This is a genomic window from Denitrificimonas halotolerans (assembly GCF_034259425.1).
Taxonomy (GTDB): Bacteria; Pseudomonadota; Gammaproteobacteria; order Pseudomonadales; family Pseudomonadaceae; genus Denitrificimonas; species Denitrificimonas halotolerans.
In genome coordinates this window covers 19,723-41,860 of sequence record NZ_JAXIVU010000015.1, presented here as the reverse complement: position 1 = coordinate 41,860, position 22,138 = coordinate 19,723, and the positions used below count along the sequence as shown (strand labels likewise).

Below are 22,138 nucleotides of genomic sequence, written 5' to 3'. Positions count from 1 at the left end.
AACGTTGTGTTTGGGCACTGTAATTGTCTGTACAGCAGGTTATGTGAGTGCAAAACAAGAAGTACCTATGCCTGATCCGGTTCCTACGGCTGCTACTGCGCCTGTGGTTATACCGGCTATGCCTGAATTGGCGGCCAGTTCTTATGTCTTAATGGATGCGGCTAGCGGTAAAATATTGGTGGAAAGTAATGCGGATGAGCGCTTACCTCCCGCAAGTTTGACTAAGCTAATGACTGCTTATATTGCCACTAAAGAAATTCAGCGCGGTCAGATTTCTGAAGAAGATATGGTTACAGTGAGCGAAAAAGCTTGGCGCACAGGTGGTTCGCGCATGTTCATTGATGTGGGCAAACAAGTATCGGTCGATGACTTGCTTCACGGTATTATTATTCAGTCAGGTAATGATGCCAGTGTTGCTTTAGCTGAGCATATTGCGGGTAGTGAAGAAGCGTTCTCAAGCATGATGAACCAAGCTGCTGCACGTTTACAATTGAATAATAGTCATTTCAAAAACTCAACGGGCTTGCCAGCTGAAGATCACTATTCTTCGGCACACGACATGGCGCGCTTAGCACGTGCAATTATTTATGAAGACCCAGAGCATTACGCAATTTATGCACAGAAAGAGTTTTTATGGAATGGCATTAAGCAGCCAAACCGTAACTTGCTGTTATGGCGTGATAAAAGCGTTGACGGTCTTAAAACAGGCCATACAGATGAGGCAGGTTATTGCTTAGTGGCATCCGCTGTGCGCGATGATATGCGCTTGATCTCTGTTGTGTTTGGTGCAGCAAGTGAGGCATCTCGAGCGGCAGAAACTCAGAAACTCTTAACCTACGGGTTCCGATTTTTTGAGACTAAAACCTTTTATAAAAAAGGTGCTGAGTTAGCTGAAAGTAAGGTGTGGAAGGGGCAAGCTTCAGAAGTTAAAGTGGGTCTAGATGAAGACTTGGTTTTGACTTTACCTCGTGGCCAGATTCAGAAAATGGCTGCAACTATGATTTTGGATGAAAGTGTTGTGGCTCCTGTCAATAAAGGTGATCGCATTGGTACTGTAGAAGTACGCTCAGGTGATGAAATCGTTCATACAGCAGACTTGGTTGCGCTACAAGATGTTGAAGAGGGTGGTTTCTTCAGCAGAATTTTCGACACTGTTTTGATGTTTATCTACAGCTTTTTTAAGTGATTTTGAAGTGTTGGTACAGGCCTTGGTAAGTCGCTTTGAACCTTGCTGAGGCCAGTAAAAGCGGTATGTATATAGCTGGCTTTATCCAAGCCTTCTACTGAAAGAGCCAAAAGCTCGGAGTTAAAATGACCCATAGTACAGAGCAGCAACCACCCAAAATTGAATTTCCTTGTGAAAACTATAGTCTGAGAATCATTGGCGATAGTTGTGACAACTTTGTTGATGTGGTGCTAGAAGTGTTAAAGCGCCATGCACCAGAAGTTGACCCAGAGACTGTTGTCTGCCGTGATAGTAGTAAAGGACGTTTTGTATCTGCTCAAGTGAGTATTACTGCCAAAAGCGTTGAGCACTTGGAGCAGATCAATCAGGATTTACGCGAAACAGGTTTAGTGCGTATGGTGCTCTAATGAGCAGGCCGGTTATTATTCGCCATTTGGGTTGTGTGCCCTATGAGCCGACCTGGCATGCAATGCAGAGCTTTACCGAGAACCGTGACGCTGAGACTGTTGATGAGATTTGGCTACTGGAACACCCAAAAGTGTTCACGCAAGGGCAGGCAGGTAAAGCTGAACATGTACTCGCAGCAGGTGATATTCCCGTAGTGCAAGTGGATCGTGGTGGGCAAGTGACTTATCACGGTCCCGGTCAGTTAGTGGCTTATGTGCTAGTGGATGTGCGTCGTGCTGGACAAGGTGTCCGTGATTTAGTTAGCAGTATTGAAAACAGTTTGGTAGAACTTTTATATCAATATGATATTGATGCTTACGCTAAACCTGATGCTCCTGGAGTTTATGTGGCTGAGAAAAAAATTGCTTCCTTAGGTTTGCGTATTCGTCGCGGATGTTCTTTTCATGGTTTAGCTCTGAATGTGGATATGGATCTACAGCCCTTTCAGCGTATTAACCCGTGTGGCTATGCTGGCATGCAAATGACACAGTTGCGTGATGAGACGCAGCAAAAAATTGAATTGTCTGAGGTGAGTGTTTGCTTACGTGATGCACTTGTTTCACACTTGAAATTCAGTGAATTTATAACCCTTACCGATGGGATTGAATGCTATGAGTAATCAAGAGGCACCAGTAAAGGCTAAACCCGCAAAAGTAGAGATGGGGGTGAAATTACGTGGTGCAGATAAGCTGGCACGTATCCCAGTGAAAATTATTCCAACGGATGATGTGTTACGTAAACCCGATTGGATTCGTGTGCGTGTGCCTGTTTCGCCTGAAGTTGAAAACATTAAACGAACCTTACGCAAGCATAAATTGCACAGTGTTTGTGAAGAGGCATCTTGTCCAAACTTGGGCGAGTGTTTCTCTGGGGGGACCGCGACCTTTATGATTATGGGTGATATTTGTACTCGTCGCTGTCCTTTCTGTGATGTGGGTCATGGCCGCCCTAACCCTTTAGATGAAAATGAGCCGCATAATTTAGCAGTTGCTATTGCTGATATGGGATTGAAGTATGTAGTCATCACTTCTGTGGATCGAGATGACTTACGTGATGGTGGTGCGCAGCATTTTGCAGATTGTATTCGTGAAATTAGAGCTTTGTCCCCTAATATTCAATTGGAAACTTTAGTCCCTGACTACCGTGGCCGAATGGATGTTGCTTTAGATATTACTGCCACTGAGCCACCTGATGTGTTTAACCACAACTTGGAAACTGTGCCACGCTTGTATAAGGCTGCACGCCCTGGTTCTGATTTTGAGTGGTCACTGGATTTGTTGGAGCGCTTTAAGCAGCGTGTTCCTGGCGTACCAACTAAATCGGGTTTAATGCTAGGGTTAGGTGAGACAGATGAGGAAGTGATTGAAGTGATGCAACGGATGCGTGAGCATGACGTTGACATGTTGACTTTAGGGCAATACTTGCAACCGTCACGTGATCACATGCCAGTTAAGCGTTATGTGCATCCTGATACCTTTGCTTGGTTTGCTGAAGAAGGGCTAAAAATGGGCTTTAAAAATGTAGCCTCAGGACCTTTAGTGCGTTCGTCTTATCACGCTGATGAGCAAGCAAAAGAATTAAAGTGATTTAGTATAGAGTGCAACTGATAAAAAACCCGTATCTACATGAGAGCAGATACGGGTTTTTTATTGGTGTAAGGCGTTGATGATCAGCGGTTCATATTAACGTTCAAGATGTTCAATCTTGTTTTCTACACCATCCCACTCTTCAGCGTCTGGTAGTGGGTCTTTCTTTTCAGTGATGTTGGGCCAGATATCTGCAAGCTCTTGGTTTAACTCAATGTACTCTTGCATATCATCTGGTACTTCATCTTCGGCATAAATGGCTTCAGCTGGGCACTCTGGTTCACACAGTGCACAGTCAATGCATTCGTCTGGATGAATGACCAAGAAATTTGGGCCTTCATAGAAACAGTCTACAGGGCAGACTTCTACGCAGTCGGTGTACTTGCATTTCACGCAGTTATCAGTGACAACGAAGGTCATAACTAGCTATCTCCTTGGGCTGGTAACTTGCGCTCCATCTACGTAGAGCTGCAAGTAAAGTAGTCGGCACAGCTTTATGCAGTGCAGTTAATAAATTTAAAGGCCGGCAATTCTAACAGCTTGTGAGCAAGAACGTTAGATTTGCATCTTCCAAGCATATAACAGATCAAGTGCTTGCTTGGGAGTCAGCTCGTCTGGATTCATGTCTTTTAATTCTAGCAGTAGTGGGTGTGGCTGCGTAGCGAACAAATCACTTTGTATGGGCGCTTGCTCAACTTTTGATTGTGTTGGAGCTTGATGATCTGTTTGCATTAAGCTGTGAGCTTCCAATTGTTGCAAGTGTTCGCGAGCTCGGGCAATTACTTGGGGGGGAACGCCTGCTAACTGAGCTACAGCCAAACCATAGCTTTGGTTGGCAGGCCCAGGTAGCACACTATGTAAGAAAACGATGCGGTCTTGGTGTTCGGTAGCACTTAGGTGGACGTTGGCTACATTATTAAGGTGCTCAGGTAGAGAGGTGAGCTCAAAGTAATGGGTGGCAAATAGTGTCCAAGCTTGAAGTTTCGCCAGTTGCTCTGCCGCTGCCCATGCTAAAGATAAACCGTCGAAGGTGCTGGTGCCGCGTCCGACTTCGTCCATTAATACTAAACTTTGGGCACTGGCATTGTGCAGGATATTGGCGGTCTCACTCATTTCCACCATGAAAGTTGAGCGTCCACCGGCTAGGTCATCGCTGGAGCCAATGCGAGTGAAGATGCGGTCTACTAAAGATAGTGAGCATGCTTGGGCAGGAACAAAACTACCAATATGTGCTAACAACACTATTAAAGCAGTCTGACGCATATAGGTCGATTTACCCCCCATGTTTGGACCGGTAATAATCAGCATACGTGTTGTGTCGTCCATTTTGACATCATTTGCAACGAAGGGGGTCGTGAGGACGCTTTCCACTACTAAGTGGCGGCCTTGCTTGATCTCTAATAAAGGGTGCTGGCTAAACTGTGGTCGGCACAGATCCAAGTTGAGTGCACGTTCTGCTAGGTTGCTGAGGACGTCTAGCTCAGCTAAAGCCGCAGCGCTTGCCTGTAGCGGTGCTATTTGTTTAATTAGAATATCCAATAACTCATCATAGAGTTGCTTTTCACGAGCTAAGGCCCGACTTTTTGCTGAGAGTGCTTTATCTTCAAAAGCTTTAAGTTCCGGAATAATAAAGCGTTCGGCTCCTTTCAGAGTTTGGCGGCGAATGTACTCAGGAGGTGCTTGTTCTGCTTGCTTTGTTGGGATTTCAATAAAGTAGCCGTGGACACGGTTGTATCCTACTTTGAGATTGGCTAACCCAGTGCGCTCTTTTTCTCGAGTTTCTAAATCAATTAAAAACTGACCTGCATTTTCACTGATCGTTAGCAATTCATCTAATTCTGTATCATAGCCGAGCTTTAAGACACCACCTTCGCGAATGACTGCAGGGGGATTGTCAATAATAGCGCGACTTAAGATATCAGCCAGCTCAGGGTAGCTGCTGATGGCTTTTGAGAGTTCTTGTACGCGAGTGACATCAAGCTTAGCTAAAACACTTTGTAACGCAGGTAGTGCATTGAGGGCGTCACGTAGTCGGGCTAGGTCTCGGGGACGAGCACTGCGTAAACTGATACGGGCTAAAATACGTTCAATATCACCGATATCTTTTAGGGCCGGTTGTACACTTTCAAAGTGGTAGTCTTTAAGTAAGTAAGCAATGGCATCTTGACGCGCTTCTAAAATATTTTGTTGGCGCAGTGGGCGGTTCAACCAACGACTTAGTAAACGGCTTCCCATGCTAGTTTGGCAACGATCCATGACGGATTGTAAAGTGTTTTCACGGCCTCCAGAGAGGTTTTTGTCCAGTTCTAGATTGCGGCGTGTGGCAGCATCTAAAATAACGGTTTCACTTAAGCGTTCATGGAATAAACTTCGAATATGTGGCAGTGCGGTGCGTTGCGTATCCTTAGCATAATTGAGTAGACAGCCAGCAGCACCAATGGCTAGGGTGAGTTGCTCGCAGCCAAAGCCTTTCAAGTCTTGGGTGTTAAATTGTTGGCACAATGCTTTAAAAGCACTGTCGTAATCAAAGTCCCAAGGGGCACGACGTTGTAAGCCGCGGCGCTTTTCTAAGGTGGAGGGCACCGACCAGTTATCAGCTATTAACAGTTCTGCAGGGTTAATGCGTTCCAATTCTGCGAACAGATTTTCTTCACTGTTGAGCTCTTGCACACTAAAACGACCGCTGCTGATATCTAAGACGGCTAAACCATAAAGACTATCGTTATGCATAATGGCTGCGACGAGGTTATCACGGCGATCATCCATTAAAGCCTCGTCGCTAACGGTACCTGGTGTCAGAATACGCACCACTTGGCGCTCGACTGGGCCTTTAGATGTGGCAGGATCACCGGTTTGCTCACAGATCACCACTGATTCACCAAGGCTAACTAGGCGCGCTAGATAACCTTCGGCTGCATGAAATGGAATGCCGGCCATAGGAATCACGCTGCCACCAGATTGACCGCGAGAGGTTAGGGTGATGTCTAGTAACTGCGCACATTTTTTTGCATCGTCATAGAAGAGCTCGTAAAAGTCACCCATGCGATAAAACATAATTTGATCAGGGTGTTGGTTTTTTAAGCGCCAATACTGCTGCATCATTGGCGTATGTTTACTTAAATCTTTAGCACTCATAAGGGAACTAGACTCAACTCAGTAATGTGGCAAAAGGACTAGTCTAGCGGATTACACAAAAAAATTATGCAGGGCAGTGTTGGGGGCGGAAAAATTCTGGATTAAGCATGATAAATTAAGTGTTGTTATTTTGATTGGACTGGAGTGAGGTATGAAGCAAAGGGTAGGTGAGTCGGAGGATAAAGCTCAAGATGACAGCCGGATTTATGAGCAGACGCATATGAATCAGCAGATAGATGATCCTTTGGTGGCAATTAGACAGATGCGTTTAGAGCAACTCGCTGTGTGCCACATAAAATCACATGATGAAATGCAAGCCATGCGTGAGCAACATTTGAAAAAAGAGGGTGAACAAGCAGTGGAGGAAGACTGATACCTTATCAAAATCGCGAAGACCTCGTACTTTTAATGCGGGGGTGGATAGCGAGGGCTGCGTAAGCAGCCCCTTAACAGACTGCTAAAGTCTTTGCAGAACCGCATGGCTCGAAGCGTCAATTTCATCTGGAAATTTGTTCATGAATTAAGTCAACGCTCGATTAAAGAGCGTGGTGTGTTTTTGTCTGCTTTTGATATGCATCCCTACACAAAGGGCGCAGATAAGGAGCTTGGGCTGCACAGCCAAACCTTACAGTGCATCGCGGGTGAGTATGTCACACGCCGAAAGCAGTTTAATAAAGTGCGGCTGAACTGGCGCAAATCAGGCGGTGTACGCCGCTCATTGGGTTGGATACCCGTCAATACCGGTGCAGCTCAATGGAAAAACGGCAGGTCTACCATAATGGCCACTACTTCAAAGTGTGGGACAGTTACGGCCTGAGCCAATATAAATTCCGCTCTGGTAGCTTCAACGAAGATACCCGTGGCCGCTGGTACTTCAATGTAGAGGAGGATGTGCAGGCTGAGATACCCGCCGGCCAAGAGCGCATCGGTATTGACCTTGGCTTAACTGATACAGCCACCTGCTCGGATGGCACCAAGCTAGAAGCGGGCCGCTTCTATCGTGGCCTTGAGGAAAAGTTGGCCATAGCACAACGAGCCATAAATAAAACCCAAGTCAAAACCATTCATGCGAAAATCGCTAACCGTAGAAAAGACGCATTGCACAAATTCAGCCGTAAGCTGGTCAATCGCTGCGGTGAAATCTATGTCGGTAATGTCAGTAGTTTAAAACTCGTTAAAACCACGATGGCCAAGTCAGTGTTGGATGCTGGTTGGGGTCAATTAAAAACAATGCTGGACTATAAATGCGCTCACGCAGGCATTGTTTTTAAGGAAGTTAACGAGGCATACACCACCCAAACCTGTTCGAGTTGTGGCAGTTTGCCCGAATCGAGGCCGAAAGGTATCGCAGGATTTGGAATAAGAGAATGGACGTGCAGTGGGTGTGGTGTCGCTCACGATCGCGATATCAACGCGGCACGTAACATTCTCGCGGCCGGGCATGGCCGTCTAGCAGTAGGAATCCCCGTCCTTTAGGTCGGGGAGGATGTCAATGAAGCAAAAGTAGAGAAGAAATCTCCGGTGTGTCTACTGTTCTCGGAGCAGCGTTGTTAGTATAGAAGAGCACAGCCGATTGGCTTATCTATACAATTTAACAACTATAAGAGATCTATAAAAAATGAAGCCGGATTTGTTATTTTTAATTAACTTACCTGAAGCGCTACTGAAGAGTTTAAGTGAGCAGTACAACTGCCACTTGTATTGTGATTTGGACGAGCAGCAGTTTTTGGCCATTGCTCCAGCTATTCGAGCTGTTGTATCCAGTGCTGAATCCACTGTGTCGGGTGATTTAATCGCTCAATTGCCCGCATTGGAAATCATCTCGGTAATGGGGGTTGGTTACGATGGTGTCGATTTAGAGGCTGCACGTAAACAGAATGTATGTGTTACCAATACTCCAGGGCTGTCTACCGAAGATATTGCTGATTTTACTATAGGGCTTTTGCTTTGCGCAGCACGTCAAATTCACACCGCAGATCAGTATGTTCGTAATGGCGAGTGGGTTCAGGGGCGGTACCCTATGACAGGAGGGGTATTTGGTCGGCGCATGGGTATTGTTGGGTTGGGACGAATCGGTAAAGCTGTTGCGCTGCGAGCAGAAGCTTTTGGGATGAGTATTGCCTATACTGGACGGTCAAAAAAGCCAAGTGAGTCTTACACGTGGCATACTGATGTAAAGGCGCTTGCTGCAGACGTGGATTTTTTAGTAATTTGTGCGAGTGCAGGGCCAGAAACACAAGGCATGATTAATGCACAGGTGCTTGGTGCACTCGGTCCGCGCGGGATTTTAGTCAATATAGCGCGGGGTACTATTGTGGATGAACCAGCGCTGATTTCAGCACTGCAAGAGGGGCAGATTCTTGCTGCTGGTCTTGATGTTTTCAGTGATGAGCCACATGTGCCGCAAGCCTTAAAAGACCTGCCTAATGTTGTACTGACACCGCATATGGCGAGTACTACTGAAGCAACAGTACAGGCTATGTTTGCATTGACATTTGAAAATTTAGCGACTTATTTTTCTGGTAAGCCACTTGTAAACCAGGTGAATTCTTAACTCCTTTTCGTTTGACGTCCGGTCAGACTTAAAGGATAGGTAGCCTACTATTAGAAGGTCATGCCTCGCCGCGAGAACGTTCTTAGTTGTATGAGTATCGCGGCTGTGGCTAGATTACAGTTGCTGTGCATCCGCCTTTTTAAATAGGGGTGCCCTGTAAGGTCAGCCCTGTAGGGTCAGCAATGATGTAGGATTGAGTCAATAACCAGCTTGTGTATCAACCATGCCACGTAGGGGTGTTCCGGCGATCCAACGGCTTAGATTGTCTAGGAATGGATTGATCATACGTTGGTAACTGAATGGTGCGTTCCACGAAATATGTGGACTTAATTTAACTTTAGGGTGTTGGTAGATCCAGTGTCCTTCAGGTAAGGGTTCAGGCTCAACGACGTCCAGTGATGCTTGTGCAATATGGCCGTTATCAAGCGCATTTTTGAGTGCGGTTTGATTTAGAATGGCTGCACGTGAAATATTGATTAAGTGGCTATTAGGCTTCATTAGTGCCAGTTGTTGAGCCCCTATTAAGCCTGTACTTTGGCGTGTGGCAGGAAGGGCAAGGACTAAGTGATCAGCTCTAGGGAGTAGTTGCTCAATTTTTTTAATGAATTCGACACCTGCCATAGGTGAAGGGCGAAAGTTGCGAACTACAGCGATGACTCGCATATCAAAAGCCAGCGCGCGTTTAGCGATGGCTTGACCAATTTGACCAAATCCGATCAAACCGAGGGTTTTACCTTCTAAGCTGTCTAGATCTGCGTTGTACCAGCATGCAGGAGGTTGTTTAATCCAACTATTAGGGAGCTGTTTGGTGTGGGCTAAGATCATGGCTAGTACCCATTCGGCGATGGGAACTGCGGTGGAGCCTTTAGAGCAGGTGACACATCTACCGGTCAGTAGATTCAAAGGGTAGGCGTCAACACCTGTGCCCATAATGTGCACCCAACTGAGATTCGGAGTAACAGCTAATAGACGAGCCATTTGCTCACTGCCGGCGGGTGTGGCGAGCACCACATCCACCGGTTTTTTTATATTGAGTGAACCGTCTGCAGGTAAAAGAACCACCTCAGCTTCAGGTGCAATTTTGGCAATTTCTTTGCGTAGCTGAGGTGTGTCAAACTGCAAGGCGATACGCATGTATCACTCGTCCATCAATATTCTACCTAGGGTATGGTTACCCTCGATAGTGGTACGGTTGATACGGCGACGTACGCCGGGTGGTGTACCTGTAGCGCAGTGCATTGCGCGCCAGTTATCCCAAAGAACCATATCGCCTTCTTCCCACTTATGGAAGTAGTGGAATTGTGGGTCGCGGGTATGGGCAACGAGACGTTTGAGTAGATCGATTGCTTCATCATTTGATAAACCCACTTTATGTGGAGTAATGACGCGATCTAAAAACTGTTCCACAATCCCGAGTACTTTTTTGCCACTAATAGGGTGAGTCATTACTGCTGGGTAGACAGACTCAGGGAAGTTCGGGAAGCGGACATCTGCTGGTTTTTTCGGGCTGTATGGGCCGGGCTCGTAACCTTCTAAGTCAACATAACGCATGTTGCGACGTTGCATGCTAAAGGCATAGGCAACTTCGATTTTCTCAATAAGCGCTTTTGTTTCATCGTCGAGTGCTTCATAAGCTTTGGCAAGGTCACCAAAGCCTGTGAGACCACCTTCGCCAGCAACTTCTACAGAAGTCAGTACTGCACCATGATTTGGTTTACCGGTGTAGTGTAAGTCAATGTGCCAATCGAGTCGACCCACAATGGTCTCGCCTTTGTAGCTGGCGGTCATGTGTTTATCTTTGTCGCCACCATTTTCTAGTTCGAATAACTCTGGGTACTCAGCTGAAGTCGTTGCCTTCAGTGGGTGCATCTCTAATGGGCCAAAGATACGGCTGAATTCAATTTGGTTTTTAGGGTTGATTTTTTGGTTGCGGAAAATCAGTACACCATGTTCATACCAAAGTGCGCGAAGTTGTTCTTTGAGCTCATCGGTGTAAGGCTGGTTAATGTCAAAGTTGAGAATCTCAACACCAATATTGTCGAGTGGTTTTACTGTAAGTGTCATGTTATTACCTCAAGAGCCAAGAACTTTAGGGTCACGACGTAGTTCGCGACGGGCCATTGCTTCCCATAGGAATGGGAAACCGTTTGGATCAGGGAGGCTGACTTCCTCGACCACTTTGTTTGGTAGTGGCTCAGCACCACCGGCCAGGCGTACTTCATAAGCACGACGGCAGCGCCACTCTAAAGTTGCAGCACGTAGGTGTGCCTGGCGTAGGTCTTTGCCTACAACGAGTGCACCGTGCTGTGCAAGCAGTGCCCATTTGGCATTTTCACCCAAAGCTTCGATCAAACTAGCGCAAGCTTCGTTATTGTCGAGGGTACCAAGGTATTCGTTGTAGATTGGAAGATCTACACCACAATATGCACCGGCTTGATCATAAATTGGTGGAACTTCTTGCAGGCAAGCCCAAATTCCACTCCACTTAGGGTGGTTATGAATGACAACATGAATATCAGAACGAGCTTTGTGTAATTGTAAGTGTAGACCGATTGCAGGTGTAATATTCCAGTCGCTGTCGAGGACATTACCTTCAGCATCAAGAGTGACGATGTCATCCGCAGTGATTTCATCCCAAGCTAACTCCCAAGGGTTAGTCAGGATAGTCCCGTCGGGCTGGCGGACGGTAATATGTCCAGCAATATGATCATCCCAGCCTTCAGCGAATAGAATACGGCACATCAGTGCAACTTGTGCTTTCGGGGAGATTTCAGGGAGCAGGTCTCTAGCTCCTGGGCGAGGTGCAAACTTTTTGAGCATCTCGACATTAACATAATCAGTCTTTAACACGGCTTTTGTTCCTTATTGCTATTGTTATGGCTTTCGATTCTATCGATGACAGCGGTGTCTTTAATAGGAATATGTGGCCATAAAGCAAGCCTTAAGGGACAGAACGATACTTAGTTGAGAAGTTTGCTGCGAAACTCCGTTGGTGTCAGACCGGTCCACTTTTTAAAAGCACGTAAGAAGCCGGAGTGATCGGCAAATCCTAGTTGTAGCGCAATCTCTGTAATGGATAAGGTTGGGTCACTGAGCGCACGACGTGCTCTGATAGTGCGCACTTGGTCAATCAGTTGCTGGTATTGCCAACCTTCTGCTTTGAGCCTTCGCCGGAGGGTGCGTGGACTGCAATGCAATAGATTAGCCGCTTCAGTCATATCAGGTGGGTTAGCAGGGTCCTGAATGATGATTTGTGAGAGGCGCCAAGCAATATCGCCTTGTTGGCGAGCGATACTTTTTTCTTCACATAATGCGGCGTAAAGCCTTGCGCTTTGTGGGCTAGCGTTAGGCAACGGCTGATCAAGTACCTCGGCATCAAAAAATAGTTGAATTACTGGTGCATCGAAATGAATGGGACAGTTAAATATTTTCTGATAGGCCGCTAAATGAGGTGGTTCAGGATAGTCACAGCGTAGTTTTGTCACAGGTAGTGGTCGACCAAGTACCCAGCGCACTGTCGTCATGATGCTACTGAGGACATCTTCTACTGCGAGCAGTCTAAATTCACCTAGGCCACCTTTAGCATTGATTTGATAGCAGCCTTGGCCATCAATCTCACTAAAGGTTGTAATGATTTCATTCCCTGAAAAACGGCCGGGATAGTTCTGATAACGTAGCCCTAGTTCTGTTGCTTCACGTAAGGTTGAAGAACTCATCATTAAGTAGGCTAGCTGGTCATAGGTTGCTTGCGAGCGGTGCAAGCCAATTTCTAGGCCTAGCCCCGTATTTCCGGTCATACGCAATGCGTCAGATAATAGAGCCCTGTGCGTTGCGTTACTAATAGGTGCATCCAACTGATCCAGGTTGGCCAGATTGTGGGTTTGGATTAAAGACTCTGTATCACAGCCTCTTTCGGATAGAAAATCTAGAAGCCAGAGTACATATCGAGCATCGGTATTGATGGCAAGCACTCCAGTTAGGAATCGATAAAATAAACTGCACTATTTGTGATTAGTGTATAAAACTGATGCAGTTAAAAATATTCAAGAAGCACTTATTTTAGCAAAAATATTCATGCTGTATGCAGCCCAACTATAGGCTTTAGTTATAGGGATGACATTCTTTCCGTTCTTTGGGTCGGGGGGGGTGTCAATGCCGCTGTAAGTGTAGTGCTTGCTAGTAAAGGATCGACGTATTTTGTTATGGAGCATAAAAAAGCCCCTAAGTCCGAAGACTTAAGGGCTAAAGTAATTGGTGCCTCGGGGGAGAATCGAACTCCCACGTTGTTACCAACGGTGGATTTTGAATCCACTGCGTCTACCAATTCCGCCACCGAGGCATGGCGCAGAATTATAGAGAGACTTTGCGCATCGGTCAACTGATTTTGCATGGTCAGATGCAAATATTTCCGTTAAGCTTTGTTTCCCTCTATAAATGATCATGATTATGCGCGTTTCACACTTCCAATTTGATTTGCCTGATGAGCTGATAGCTCGTTATCCGCTAGCTGAACGCCGTGCCAGTCGCCTTTTGGTGTTGGATGGCCCCAGTGGTACTATTGCTCACCAGCATTTTACTGACCTGCTCGACTATTTACGCCCAGGCGATTTAATGGTGTTTAATAACACTCGAGTAATCCCCGCACGCTTATTTGCCAAAAAAGCTACAGGTGGCAGGGTTGAGATACTGGTTGAGCGTGTGTTAGATACGGAGCGTGTTTTAGCTCATGTGCGCTCCAGTAAAGCTCCTAAAATTGGCAGCACCGTTGAGCTAGAAGGAAAGGCACAAGCAACTCTACTTGCGCGTCAAGACAGTTTGTTTGAGTGGCAATTTTCTGAACCTGTGTTGCCGTTGCTAGAGCGAGTAGGCCATATACCATTGCCACCTTATATGGAGCGTGAGGATGAGCTTGATGACCGTGAGCGTTATCAGACTGTTTACGCAAAGTATGCTGGTGCTGTGGCAGCCCCCACCGCAGGTCTACACTTTGATGACAAAATGTTGGCCAATATCCGAGAGTTGGGTGTTGAAACGGCTTTTGTGACTTTGCATGTGGGTGCCGGTACTTTTCAGCCTGTTCGAGTCGACAATCTAGAGGATCACCAAATGCATCGTGAGTGGCTAGAGGTTTCGCAAGAGGTGGTTGAGGCGGTAGCAGCGTGTAAAGCACGAGGTGGGCGTGTCATTGCTGTTGGTACAACGAGTGTGCGTTCGTTAGAAAGTGCCGCGCAGGCGAGTGGTGAGTTACAAGCTTTTGCTGGTGAAACTGATATTTTTCTATACCCAGGGCAGCCATTCCATGTGGTGGATGCGTTGGTCACTAATTTTCATTTGTCGGAATCAACTTTATTAATGTTAGTAGCAGCCTTTGCCGGTTACCCAGAAACTATGGACGCTTATCGTAGTGCAGTTGAGCAACGTTATCGTTTTTTCAGTTATGGTGATGCCATGTTTATTACGCGCAATCCGCAGCCGCGCAGCCCTAAGGAGTAATGCATGTCTTTTATGCAGTTTGATTTGTTGGCGACTGATGGTCGTGCGCGTCGTGGACGTTTAACTTTTCCCCGTGGCGTGGTGGAGACCCCAGCCTTTATGCCTGTTGGCACTTACGGAACGGTGAAAGGTATGTTGCCGCGTGATATTGAGGCTATTGGTGCCCATATGATTTTGGGTAATACTTTCCACTTATGGTTGCGCCCTGGTACTCAAGTGATACAAGAACACGGTGATCTGCATGACTTTATGCAGTGGAAAGGCCCTATTTTGACGGATTCGGGCGGTTTTCAAGTGTTTAGCTTAGGTGCTATGCGCAAGATTAAAGAAGAAGGGGTATATTTTTCTTCACCTGTGGATGGTGCCAAAGTTTTTATGGGGCCTGAAGAGTCTATGCAGGTACAGCGTGAGTTGGGCTCTGATGTAGTGATGATTTTTGACGAGTGCACACCTTATCCTGCAGATTTTGTTACAGCTGAAAAGTCAATGGAATTGTCTTTGCGTTGGGCGAAGCGCTCGAAAACTGCACATGGTGATAACCCAGCAGCTTTGTTTGGTATTGTGCAAGGTGGCATGTACGAAGAGCTGCGTAAGCGTTCACTCGAGGGACTATGTGAAATTGGCTTTGATGGGTTGGCAATTGGTGGTTTGTCAGTGGGCGAACCAAAAGAAGATATGATTCGAATTTTGGATTTTTTACCACCACATATGCCACCAGAAAAACCGCGTTACTTAATGGGTGTGGGTAAGCCTGAGGATTTAGTGGAAGGTGTGCGCCGCGGTATTGACATGTTTGACTGCGTAATGCCAACACGTAATGCGCGTAATGGCCACTTATTTATCGACACTGGTGTGATTAAAATCCGTAATGCGGTGCATCGTCATGATGATTCTCCCCTTGATGCCTGCTGTGATTGTTATACTTGTCAGAACTTTACCCGTGCTTATTTACATCATTTAGATAAGTGTGGGGAGATGTTGGGGAGTATGCTTAATACCATACATAATTTGCGACATTATCAGCGGGTTATGGCGGGTTTACGAGAGGCTATCCAACAAGGTACATTGAGCGACTTTGTTGATCAGTTTTATGCGCGTCGAGGTTTACCTACGCCGCCACTGAATGAAAACTAACGGACACTAATGTCTTTTTTATAATGGGAGTTGTACATGGATTTCTTTATTTCTGCTGCTTATGCTGACACTGCTGCTGGCGCACCTCCTGGGGGGGAGTATATGCAGTTTATTTTGTTGGCTGGTTTCTTGGTAATTTTCTACCTGATGATTTGGCGTCCGCAGGCTAAGCGTGCCAAGGAACACCGTAATTTAGTGAGTGGCTTGCAGAAAGGTGATGAAGTAGTAACCAGTGGTGGTATAGCAGGAAAGGTCACCAAGGTAACTGATGATTTTTTAGTGATTCAGGCTTCTGATACTGTTGAGTTAAAAGTTCAAAAAAGTGCTGTTGTAGCAGCATTACCAAAAGGCACTTTAAAAGCAATTTAAGTGGTTTTTGTTGGGCGGTTGTACCTATAAGTTGTGCATGAAAAGCTTATGGGTGCGCTGCCCGATTTGCGTTATATTCGATTAGTTTCGACTGAGCTGCAGCTCAGTCATATAAGCGGGCGGTGTCATGCTCAACAAGTATCCTTTATGGAAGTATCTGCTGATTGCGGTGATTCTATCCATCAGTTTTATTTACTCAGCACCTAATTTGTTTCCGGATGATCCAGCGATTCAAATAACGGGTGCGAGTAGTGCATTACAGATTGAACAAGCCGACCTAAATCGTGCGACGGCTGCTCTGGAAAAAGCTGGTATTGATGTTAAAAGTGCTGCTTTAGAAGCGCGGGGTGGTTTATTGCGCCTTAAGCGTCGTGATGATCAGTTACCAGCTAAAGATGTCGTGCGTAAAGTTTTAGGTGATGAGTACGTTGTTGCTCTTAATTTAGCTGCAACGACACCGCAGTGGTTGCGTGCTCTTGGGGCCAGTCCAATGAAGTTAGGACTTGACCTGTCTGGTGGTGTGCACTTCTTGCTTGAAGTAGACATGGAAAAGGCTATTTCTGCACGTATTAAAGTGCAGGATAGTGAAATTAAAGCTATTTTACGTAAAGAGCGTGTGCGCTATCGGAGTTTGCCTGCAATTAATAATGGTTTTCAGTTGGGCTTTGAAGATGATGCAACCCTAAATAAAGCCCGTACTTTGATTCGCAAAGATTTTGTTGATTTTGAAATGGTAACGACAGAGCGCAATGGTAAGCCAGTGCTACAATTGACTTTGTTACCGGCTAAAGTCACTGAGATACGGGAGTACTCGATTAAGCAAAACTTAACCACAGTACGTAATCGCGTGAATGAGTTGGGTGTCGCTGAGCCGTTAGTGCAGCGCCAAGGTGCTAACCGTATTGTGGTTGAGTTGCCGGGGGTGCAAGACACTGCTGAAGCTAAGCGTATTCTGGGGAAAACAGCGAACTTAGAATTTCGCTTAGCAGCTCCCTTAGATGCGCCACGAGCTGCTGTTGAAATGTACGAGTTTCGTGAGGAAGGTCGCCCACCGGTGGCGTTAGAGCGTAGCGTTATTATTACAGGTGACCAGGTTACAGATGCACAGGCTAGCTTCGATGAGAATGGTCGCCCACAGGTTAATATCCGTCTGGATGGCCATGGTGGTGAGCTGATGAATCGCGCCACACGGAATGATATTGGTCGAAGTATGGCAGTAATCTTTATCGAGCAACGCCCAATGACGCGTTATGTGCGACAGATGGTTGATGGCGAAGAAAAAGAAGTTGCGGTACAAAGCTTTAAAGAAGAGAAGCGAGTGATCAGCTTGGCGACCATTCAGTCGGCCTTAGGTAGTCAGTTCCGTATTACGGGGTTAGATGGTCAAGGTGAATCATCGGAGTTGGCATTATTGTTGCGTGCTGGTGGTTTGGCTGCACCCATGTACTTTGCTGAAGAGCGCACTATTGGTCCAAGTTTGGGTGCTGAAAACATTCAGCTAGGGGTTCAGGCTGCATTATGGGGCTTTTTGTTTGTCGCTATTTTCATTGTCTTAATTTACAAGGCATTTGGTTTGTTAGCGGTAATTGCCTTGAGCCTGAACATGGTCAACTTGTTAGCAATGATGTCATTGTTAGGGGCAACCTTAACTTTGCCGGGTATTGCCGGTATTGTTCTGACTATGGGGATGGCAGTTGATGCAAACGTGCTGATTTTCTCGCGTATTCGCGAGGAAATTGCTAATGGAATGTCTCCACAGCGTGCGATTCACGAAGGTTTCGATAAAGCTTATTCTGCGATTATTGACGGTAACCTGACAACGCTTTTGGTAGGTGCGATTCTCTTTGCAATGGGAACCGGTCCAATTAAAGGCTTTGCGGTGACCTTGTCGTTAGGGATCATTACCTCAATGTTCACTGCAATTATGGTGACACGTGCCATGGTTAACCTGATTTATGGTGGCCGTGACGTCAAGAAGCTGTGGATTTAAGGATGGCAAGTATGAAACGTGTAATTAACTTTATGGGTGTACGTAAACTTGCGATTGCCCTGACTCTGGTCATGACTGTAGCTGCGCTTGCTTCCATCGCCACTAAAGGGTTGAATTGGGGGTTGGACTTCACTGGGGGAACGCTCATTGAATTGAACTATGAGCAAGGTGCAAATTTAAATAAAATTCGTGATCAGTTACAAAATGGTGGTTATCCTGATGCTGTTGTACAAAGCTTTGGTGCCATTAATGATGTGCTTGTCCGTATGCCAGGTGATGATCCGGAGTTGGGTAATAAAGTAGCTGATGTGTTGCGTCAAGATGCAGTCAGTCAAGTGACGGTAAAACGTGTAGAGTTCGTCGGTCCAGCGGTTGGTGAGGAGCTTCGTGATCAGGGCGGGCTAGGGATGCTATTAGCTCTAGCTGGGGTCATGGTATATTTAGGTTTCCGTTTTCAGTGGAAGTTTGGGTTAGGTGCCATTGTTAGTTTATTTCATGACGTGGTTGTTACTTTAGGTGTGTTCGCATACTTTCAGTTGACCTTCGACTTGACTGTATTGGCTGCTATTTTGGCAATTATTGGTTACTCACTCAACGATACCATTGTCTTGTATGATCGGATCCGTGAAAATTTTCGTTTTTTGCGTAATACCTCGCTCATCGATAACATCAATATTTCTACTACGCAGACTCTGATGCGCACTTTGGCAACCTCAATTTCTACTTTGTTAGCAGTAGGTTCGTTATTGCTCTTTGGTGGAGATAACTTGTGGGGGTTTGCTTTAGCTTTATTTATTGGAATTATTGTGGGGACGTATTCTTCAATCTATATGTCTAGCATTATGCTTATTTGGCAGAAGCTAACGGTGGAGGATTTAATTCCACCGGTGAGCACTGAAGAAATAGACGAAATGCCTTAGGGCTTAAGGTGTGCAGAAGTTTTTCTTTAAACTTTAGCGCTGAGATAGTTGAACCCGTGCAAGTGTGTGAACTTGTACGGGTTTTTTGTTTCTAAGACGTTACGATTCAATAAAATATAAGAGAAATAGAATGAATAAATCAATGTTGATTGGTGGTGTGTTGGGTGCGGTTGCCGTTACTGCAGGCGGTGCTTATGCGACTTATAATTTGATGAGTGGCCCAAGCTATGCTGAAGTGGTGGCGGTTAAAGCAGTTAAGGAGACAATTAAAACTCCACGCCAAGAATGCCGTGAAGTAACGGTCACTAAGCGTAAGCCAATTAAAGATGAAAATCGTATTGTAGGTAGTGCGGTAGGAGCGGTAGTGGGTGGTCTGCTGGGTAATCAGGTGGGAGGTGGTAATGGTAAAAAAATTGCTACGGTAGCGGGGGCTGTTGGTGGTGGTTATGCTGGTAATAAGACGCAAGAGCATTTGCAGCAAAACAATACATATACGACGACGGAACAGCGTTGCAGAACAGAATATGATATCAGTGAAAAAAATGCTGGGTACGATGTAAGTTATGAACTGGACGGTAAGGTGCGTACAGTGCGTATGGATGAAGACCCAGGGCGTCGTTTAGAGTTGGATGATCAAGGTCGAGTGGTTATCAGTAAAGTTATTCGTTAAATTGCCCATACTGTAGATATAAAAAGCGCCTTTTAAGACGCTTTTTATATCTTAATCGTGATTCAAAATTTAAAGCTGTTTGGAACAAAGGGGCGGATTGTGGTAAGTACTGCTTTAAAGCACTTTGGGCCACCAGCAACAATATGACCACGATCTAAATAATCATGGCCACCATTGAAATCGCTGACTAAGCCGCCCGCTTCTTGAATCAGCAGTGCCCCAGCAGCCATATCCCATTCGGAAAGACCGTACTCCCAGAATGCATCGTAGCGGCCACATGCGACGTAGGCTAAATCTAAGCTGGCTGCACCAGCGCGACGGATGCCCGCGGTTTGCGCAGCTAAGTCTTTAAACATCGACATATAATTGTCTATGTGCTCTAGCTGCCCTTCACGGAAGGGGAAGCCCGTTCCGAGTAGAGCATTGTCTAACGATTTGCGCTTACTAACACGCATGCGACGACCATTAAATGCGGCGCCACTACCACGGCTAGCAGTAAATTCTTCTTGGCGCACCGGGTCAACAATCACAGCGTGCTCAAGGCGGCCACGATATTTGCAGGCGATACTGACAGCAAAATGTGGGACACCGCGGATAAAGTTCGTTGTGCCGTCTAGAGGGTCAATAATCCACTCGTAGTCAGCACCTTCATCTTTTCCTGCTATACGCCCGCTTTCTTCGGCATTGATACCGTGGTTAGGGTGGGCCTTAAGGATGGCATGAATAATATGTTGCTCGGCAGCGCGGTCAATCTCGGTGACGTAGTCTTTTGCGTCTTTCTCACTAACCGAGATTGTATCTAAGCGTTCAATTGAGCGCATAATTAATTCGCCCGCGCCACGCGCAGCGCGCAGCGCGATATTCAGCATTGGCTGCATGAAAAGTCACCGGATGTTGTTAAAGAGGAATGCCGATTCTAACAGAAAGAAAGCGCTAAGTGTTGCTTGCTAGATACTTTTTCGTAGCGTGATAGCGGGGGCTTCGGTAAGCTTGTCTGCTTTACAATATTTATCCTTGAATAACAGAACATTGGAGAGCCTTGTGCTGGAAAAAATTCGCGTGGTTTTAGTCAACACCAGTCACCCAGGTAATATTGGTGGTGCTGCCCGAGCGATGAAAAATATGGGGCTGACATCCCTATTTTTGGTGGATCCGAAGAAATATCCGCACAATGATGCTAGTGCGCGAGCGGCAGGTGCAGATGATATTTTAGAAAATGCGCAAGTGGTGGCGACTTTGGAAGAGGCTTTGCAGGGGTGCAGTGTAGTGTTAGGTACTAGTGCACGTGATCGACGTATTCCTTGGCCATTGTTGGATCCGCGAGAAGCAGCGCAAAAGTGCTTGCAAGTGTGGCAGGCTGATCACGAGGCTGAGGTGGCTTTGGTTTTTGGTCGTGAGTATGCGGGGTTGACTAATACAGAGTTGCAGCGCTGTCAATATCATATTCATATTCCAGCGGATCCGGAATTTAGCTCTTTGAATTTGGCGACAGCTGTGCAAGTGTTGACTTACGAAATGCGCATGGCATGGCTGAAAGAGACTGAGCAGCCGACTCATATGCCAGAGGTAGAGGCTACTGGTATGCTAGGTTCAGCGCCCGCAACTCATGAGTCGCTAGAGTTGTTTTATGAGCATTTGCAGCAGACTTTGATTGATATCGAGTTTTTGGATCCGGAAAAACCAAGGCACTTAATGGCTCGGTTACGCCGTGTTTATGGTCGCAGTCAGTTGAAAAAATCAGAAGTAAATATTTTGCGTGGTATTTTGACGGAAACTCAAAAGGCAGCGCGCGGTAAAGTTATCCAGCGTCGAGGTGAACATGTTTAAAGGTATTCGTGAAGATATTCAAAGTGTATTCCATCGTGACCCAGCGGCGCGTAATGCTTTTGAAGTTTTAACTTGCTACCCAGGGTTGCATGCAGTTTGGTTGCACAGATTGGCGCATGGGTTGTGGGTGCGCAACTGGAAGTGGTTGGCTCGGATGATTTCTAACTTTGGGCGTTGGTTTACTGGCATTGAAATACACCCAGGAGCAAAGATTGGGCGTCGTTTTTTTATAGATCATGGTGTTGGTATTGTGATTGGTGAAACTGCGGAGCTTGGTGATGATGTAACGCTGTACCAAGGTGTGACTTTAGGTGGTACTAGTTGGAATAAAGGTAAGCGTCATCCAACCTTGGAAGATGGGGTAGTAGTGGGTGCTGGCGCCAAGGTTCTTGGCCCTTTTACCGTAGGTGCTGGTGCTAAGATCGGCTCAAATGCTGTAGTCACTAAGGCGGTTCCAGCAGGTGCAACTGCTGTTGGTATACCGGGTCGTATTATTGTGAAGCCTAGTGATGAGGTTGAGGCAAAGCGGCAAGAGATTGCTAAACGTTTTGGTTTTGATGCTTATGGTATGAGTGAAGATATGCCTGACCCAGTTGCGCGCTCTATTGGTCAGATTTTAGATCACTTGGAAGCGGTTGAAAGTAGACTTGAAGGGATGTGTGAGGCTATGAATAAGCTGGGTAGTGATTATAAGGGTGAAAAATTGCCTGACTTGCCTGATTTTGCTTTCCCGTGTTCGGAGCCTGTAGAGGACTTTTCAGTGGGCGAGATAGATAAGTCGGTGGATAAATAGTATGAGGAGTCTTGTTAAGGAGATGAGTCAAACT

23 protein-coding genes and 1 tRNA gene are annotated in these 22,138 nt (G+C 46.2%); 16 read left to right on the top strand and 8 right to left on the bottom strand.

Features of this window, described 5'->3' with window-relative positions:
- Positions 1-67 precede the first annotated feature (67 nt).
- From TOI97_RS10385 to lipA, 4 genes are all read left to right on the top strand, one after another.
- Positions 68-1,186, top strand: a complete 1,119-nt coding sequence (locus TOI97_RS10385; protein ID WP_321554070.1) for a D-alanyl-D-alanine carboxypeptidase family protein — start codon at positions 68-70, stop codon at positions 1,184-1,186.
- A gap of 125 nt (positions 1,187-1,311) precedes the next feature.
- Complete coding sequence (locus TOI97_RS10380) at positions 1,312-1,593, top strand: HP0495 family protein (RefSeq protein WP_321554055.1); 282 nt, start codon at positions 1,312-1,314, stop codon at positions 1,591-1,593.
- Positions 1,593-2,252 (top strand): lipoyl(octanoyl) transferase LipB, encoded by a 660-nt coding sequence (gene lipB / locus TOI97_RS10375; RefSeq protein WP_321554054.1) that lies wholly within the window; start codon positions 1,593-1,595, stop codon positions 2,250-2,252. The genes TOI97_RS10380 and lipB overlap by 1 nt, the downstream gene beginning before the upstream one ends.
- Positions 2,245-3,219, top strand: coding sequence for a lipoyl synthase (gene lipA / locus TOI97_RS10370; RefSeq protein WP_321554053.1), 975 nt, complete (start codon positions 2,245-2,247; stop codon positions 3,217-3,219). The genes lipB and lipA overlap by 8 nt, the downstream gene beginning before the upstream one ends.
- Positions 3,220-3,315: 96 nt before the next feature.
- On the opposite strand, the gene fdxA is transcribed toward lipA, so the two are convergent.
- Positions 3,316-3,639: a ferredoxin FdxA gene (gene fdxA, locus TOI97_RS10365; protein WP_321554052.1), complete on the bottom strand. Its 324-nt coding sequence runs from the start codon at positions 3,637-3,639 to the stop codon at positions 3,316-3,318.
- Between the two features lie 135 nt (positions 3,640-3,774).
- Positions 3,775-6,354, bottom strand: coding sequence for a DNA mismatch repair protein MutS (mutS, locus tag TOI97_RS10360; protein ID WP_321554051.1), 2,580 nt, complete (start codon positions 6,352-6,354; stop codon positions 3,775-3,777).
- Positions 6,355-6,505: 151 nt separating this feature from the next.
- Between mutS and TOI97_RS10355 the strand changes: the two genes are divergently transcribed.
- From TOI97_RS10355 to TOI97_RS10340, 4 genes are all read left to right on the top strand, one after another.
- Complete coding sequence (locus TOI97_RS10355; protein ID WP_321554050.1) at positions 6,506-6,727, top strand: hypothetical protein; 222 nt, start codon at positions 6,506-6,508, stop codon at positions 6,725-6,727.
- A gap of 105 nt (positions 6,728-6,832) precedes the next feature.
- A complete protein-coding gene (locus TOI97_RS10350; RefSeq protein ID WP_321554049.1) occupies positions 6,833-7,171 on the top strand; it encodes a hypothetical protein in 339 nt (112 codons plus the stop codon).
- Complete coding sequence (locus tag TOI97_RS10345; protein WP_321554048.1) at positions 7,108-7,830, top strand: RNA-guided endonuclease InsQ/TnpB family protein; 723 nt, start codon at positions 7,108-7,110, stop codon at positions 7,828-7,830. The genes TOI97_RS10350 and TOI97_RS10345 overlap by 64 nt, the downstream gene beginning before the upstream one ends.
- Before the next feature lie 142 nt (positions 7,831-7,972).
- A complete protein-coding gene (locus TOI97_RS10340) occupies positions 7,973-8,908 on the top strand; it encodes a 2-hydroxyacid dehydrogenase (RefSeq protein ID WP_321554047.1) in 936 nt (311 codons plus the stop codon).
- Positions 8,909-9,106: 198 nt separating this feature from the next.
- Here the strand turns inward: TOI97_RS10340 and TOI97_RS10335 are convergent, their stop codons facing one another.
- The 5 genes from TOI97_RS10335 to TOI97_RS10315 form a co-directional block, all read right to left on the bottom strand.
- The gene (locus TOI97_RS10335; protein ID WP_321554046.1) at positions 9,107-10,042 is read right to left on the bottom strand and encodes an NAD(P)-dependent oxidoreductase; all 936 of its coding nucleotides are present in this window, start codon (positions 10,040-10,042) and stop codon (positions 9,107-9,109) included.
- Positions 10,043-10,045: 3 nt separating this feature from the next.
- Positions 10,046-10,972 (bottom strand): TauD/TfdA dioxygenase family protein, encoded by a 927-nt coding sequence (locus TOI97_RS10330; protein WP_321554045.1) that lies wholly within the window; start codon positions 10,970-10,972, stop codon positions 10,046-10,048.
- A gap of 9 nt (positions 10,973-10,981) precedes the next feature.
- Positions 10,982-11,758: a class II aldolase/adducin family protein gene (locus tag TOI97_RS10325; protein ID WP_321554044.1), complete on the bottom strand. Its 777-nt coding sequence runs from the start codon at positions 11,756-11,758 to the stop codon at positions 10,982-10,984.
- 110 nt (positions 11,759-11,868) lie between these two features.
- Positions 11,869-12,879, bottom strand: a complete 1,011-nt coding sequence (locus tag TOI97_RS10320; RefSeq protein WP_321554043.1) for an AraC family transcriptional regulator — start codon at positions 12,877-12,879, stop codon at positions 11,869-11,871.
- Between the two features lie 281 nt (positions 12,880-13,160).
- Positions 13,161-13,247, bottom strand: a tRNA-Leu gene (locus TOI97_RS10315).
- Positions 13,248-13,354: 107 nt separating this feature from the next.
- Here TOI97_RS10315 and queA point away from each other — a divergent pair.
- The 6 genes from queA to TOI97_RS10285 all read left to right on the top strand — a co-directional run bounded on the left by queA (position 13,355) and on the right by TOI97_RS10285 (position 19,484).
- Positions 13,355-14,401, top strand: a complete 1,047-nt coding sequence (gene queA / locus TOI97_RS10310) for a tRNA preQ1(34) S-adenosylmethionine ribosyltransferase-isomerase QueA (protein WP_321554042.1) — start codon at positions 13,355-13,357, stop codon at positions 14,399-14,401.
- Between the two features lie 12 nt (positions 14,402-14,413).
- Positions 14,414-15,535 (top strand): tRNA guanosine(34) transglycosylase Tgt, encoded by a 1,122-nt coding sequence (tgt, locus tag TOI97_RS10305; RefSeq protein ID WP_321554069.1) that lies wholly within the window; start codon positions 14,414-14,416, stop codon positions 15,533-15,535.
- A 36-nt stretch (positions 15,536-15,571) separates the two neighbouring features.
- Positions 15,572-15,904 (top strand): preprotein translocase subunit YajC, encoded by a 333-nt coding sequence (gene yajC / locus TOI97_RS10300; protein ID WP_321554041.1) that lies wholly within the window; start codon positions 15,572-15,574, stop codon positions 15,902-15,904.
- Positions 15,905-16,031: 127 nt separating this feature from the next.
- Complete coding sequence (secD, locus tag TOI97_RS10295) at positions 16,032-17,894, top strand: protein translocase subunit SecD (RefSeq protein ID WP_321554040.1); 1,863 nt, start codon at positions 16,032-16,034, stop codon at positions 17,892-17,894.
- 11 nt (positions 17,895-17,905) lie between these two features.
- A complete protein-coding gene (gene secF, locus TOI97_RS10290; RefSeq protein WP_321554039.1) occupies positions 17,906-18,814 on the top strand; it encodes a protein translocase subunit SecF in 909 nt (302 codons plus the stop codon).
- 130 nt (positions 18,815-18,944) lie between these two features.
- Positions 18,945-19,484 (top strand): glycine zipper 2TM domain-containing protein, encoded by a 540-nt coding sequence (locus TOI97_RS10285; protein ID WP_321554038.1) that lies wholly within the window; start codon positions 18,945-18,947, stop codon positions 19,482-19,484.
- 62 nt (positions 19,485-19,546) lie between these two features.
- On the opposite strand, the gene TOI97_RS10280 is transcribed toward TOI97_RS10285, so the two are convergent.
- On the bottom strand, positions 19,547-20,362 hold the full coding sequence (locus TOI97_RS10280) for an inositol monophosphatase family protein (protein WP_321554037.1): 816 nt from the start codon (positions 20,360-20,362) through the stop codon (positions 19,547-19,549).
- Between the two features lie 163 nt (positions 20,363-20,525).
- Between TOI97_RS10280 and trmJ the strand changes: the two genes are divergently transcribed.
- Both trmJ and cysE read left to right on the top strand, forming a co-directional pair.
- Positions 20,526-21,311, top strand: coding sequence for a tRNA (cytosine(32)/uridine(32)-2'-O)-methyltransferase TrmJ (trmJ, locus tag TOI97_RS10275; protein ID WP_321554036.1), 786 nt, complete (start codon positions 20,526-20,528; stop codon positions 21,309-21,311).
- Positions 21,304-22,104 carry a serine O-acetyltransferase gene (cysE, locus tag TOI97_RS10270; RefSeq protein ID WP_321554035.1) on the top strand — a complete coding sequence of 267 codons (801 nt, stop codon included), beginning with the start codon at positions 21,304-21,306 and terminating at the stop codon, positions 22,102-22,104. Before trmJ ends, cysE begins: the two co-directional genes overlap by 8 nt.
- The last annotated feature ends 34 nt before the right edge of the window (positions 22,105-22,138 follow it).

Bases quoted from the DNA above. Each gene is read 5' to 3' on its own strand.
- tgt (WP_321554069.1), top strand. From the start codon at position 14,414: ATGCAGTTTGATTTGTTGGCGACTGATGGTCGTGCGCGTCGTGGACGT.
- TOI97_RS10340 (WP_321554047.1), top strand. From the start codon at position 7,973: ATGAAGCCGGATTTGTTATTTTTAATTAACTTACCTGAAGCGCTACTG.
- TOI97_RS10335 (WP_321554046.1), bottom strand. From the start codon at position 10,042: ATGCGTATCGCCTTGCAGTTTGACACACCTCAGCTACGCAAAGAAATT.
- TOI97_RS10380 (WP_321554055.1), top strand. From the start codon at position 1,312: ATGACCCATAGTACAGAGCAGCAACCACCCAAAATTGAATTTCCTTGT.
- TOI97_RS10330 (WP_321554045.1), bottom strand. From the start codon at position 10,972: ATGACACTTACAGTAAAACCACTCGACAATATTGGTGTTGAGATTCTC.
- secF (WP_321554039.1), top strand. From the start codon at position 17,906: ATGAAACGTGTAATTAACTTTATGGGTGTACGTAAACTTGCGATTGCC.
- lipB (WP_321554054.1), top strand. From the start codon at position 1,593: ATGAGCAGGCCGGTTATTATTCGCCATTTGGGTTGTGTGCCCTATGAG.
- TOI97_RS10350 (WP_321554049.1), top strand. From the start codon at position 6,833: ATGGCTCGAAGCGTCAATTTCATCTGGAAATTTGTTCATGAATTAAGT.
- queA (WP_321554042.1), top strand. From the start codon at position 13,355: ATGCGCGTTTCACACTTCCAATTTGATTTGCCTGATGAGCTGATAGCT.
- yajC (WP_321554041.1), top strand. From the start codon at position 15,572: ATGGATTTCTTTATTTCTGCTGCTTATGCTGACACTGCTGCTGGCGCA.
- TOI97_RS10285 (WP_321554038.1), top strand. From the start codon at position 18,945: ATGAATAAATCAATGTTGATTGGTGGTGTGTTGGGTGCGGTTGCCGTT.
- TOI97_RS10355 (WP_321554050.1), top strand. From the start codon at position 6,506: ATGAAGCAAAGGGTAGGTGAGTCGGAGGATAAAGCTCAAGATGACAGC.
- TOI97_RS10280 (WP_321554037.1), bottom strand. From the start codon at position 20,362: ATGCAGCCAATGCTGAATATCGCGCTGCGCGCTGCGCGTGGCGCGGGC.
- TOI97_RS10385 (WP_321554070.1), top strand. From the start codon at position 68: ATGCCTGATCCGGTTCCTACGGCTGCTACTGCGCCTGTGGTTATACCG.
- cysE (WP_321554035.1), top strand. From the start codon at position 21,304: ATGTTTAAAGGTATTCGTGAAGATATTCAAAGTGTATTCCATCGTGAC.
- mutS (WP_321554051.1), bottom strand. From the start codon at position 6,354: ATGAGTGCTAAAGATTTAAGTAAACATACGCCAATGATGCAGCAGTAT.
- fdxA (WP_321554052.1), bottom strand. From the start codon at position 3,639: ATGACCTTCGTTGTCACTGATAACTGCGTGAAATGCAAGTACACCGAC.
- secD (WP_321554040.1), top strand. From the start codon at position 16,032: ATGCTCAACAAGTATCCTTTATGGAAGTATCTGCTGATTGCGGTGATT.
- TOI97_RS10345 (WP_321554048.1), top strand. From the start codon at position 7,108: ATGGAAAAACGGCAGGTCTACCATAATGGCCACTACTTCAAAGTGTGG.
- lipA (WP_321554053.1), top strand. From the start codon at position 2,245: ATGAGTAATCAAGAGGCACCAGTAAAGGCTAAACCCGCAAAAGTAGAG.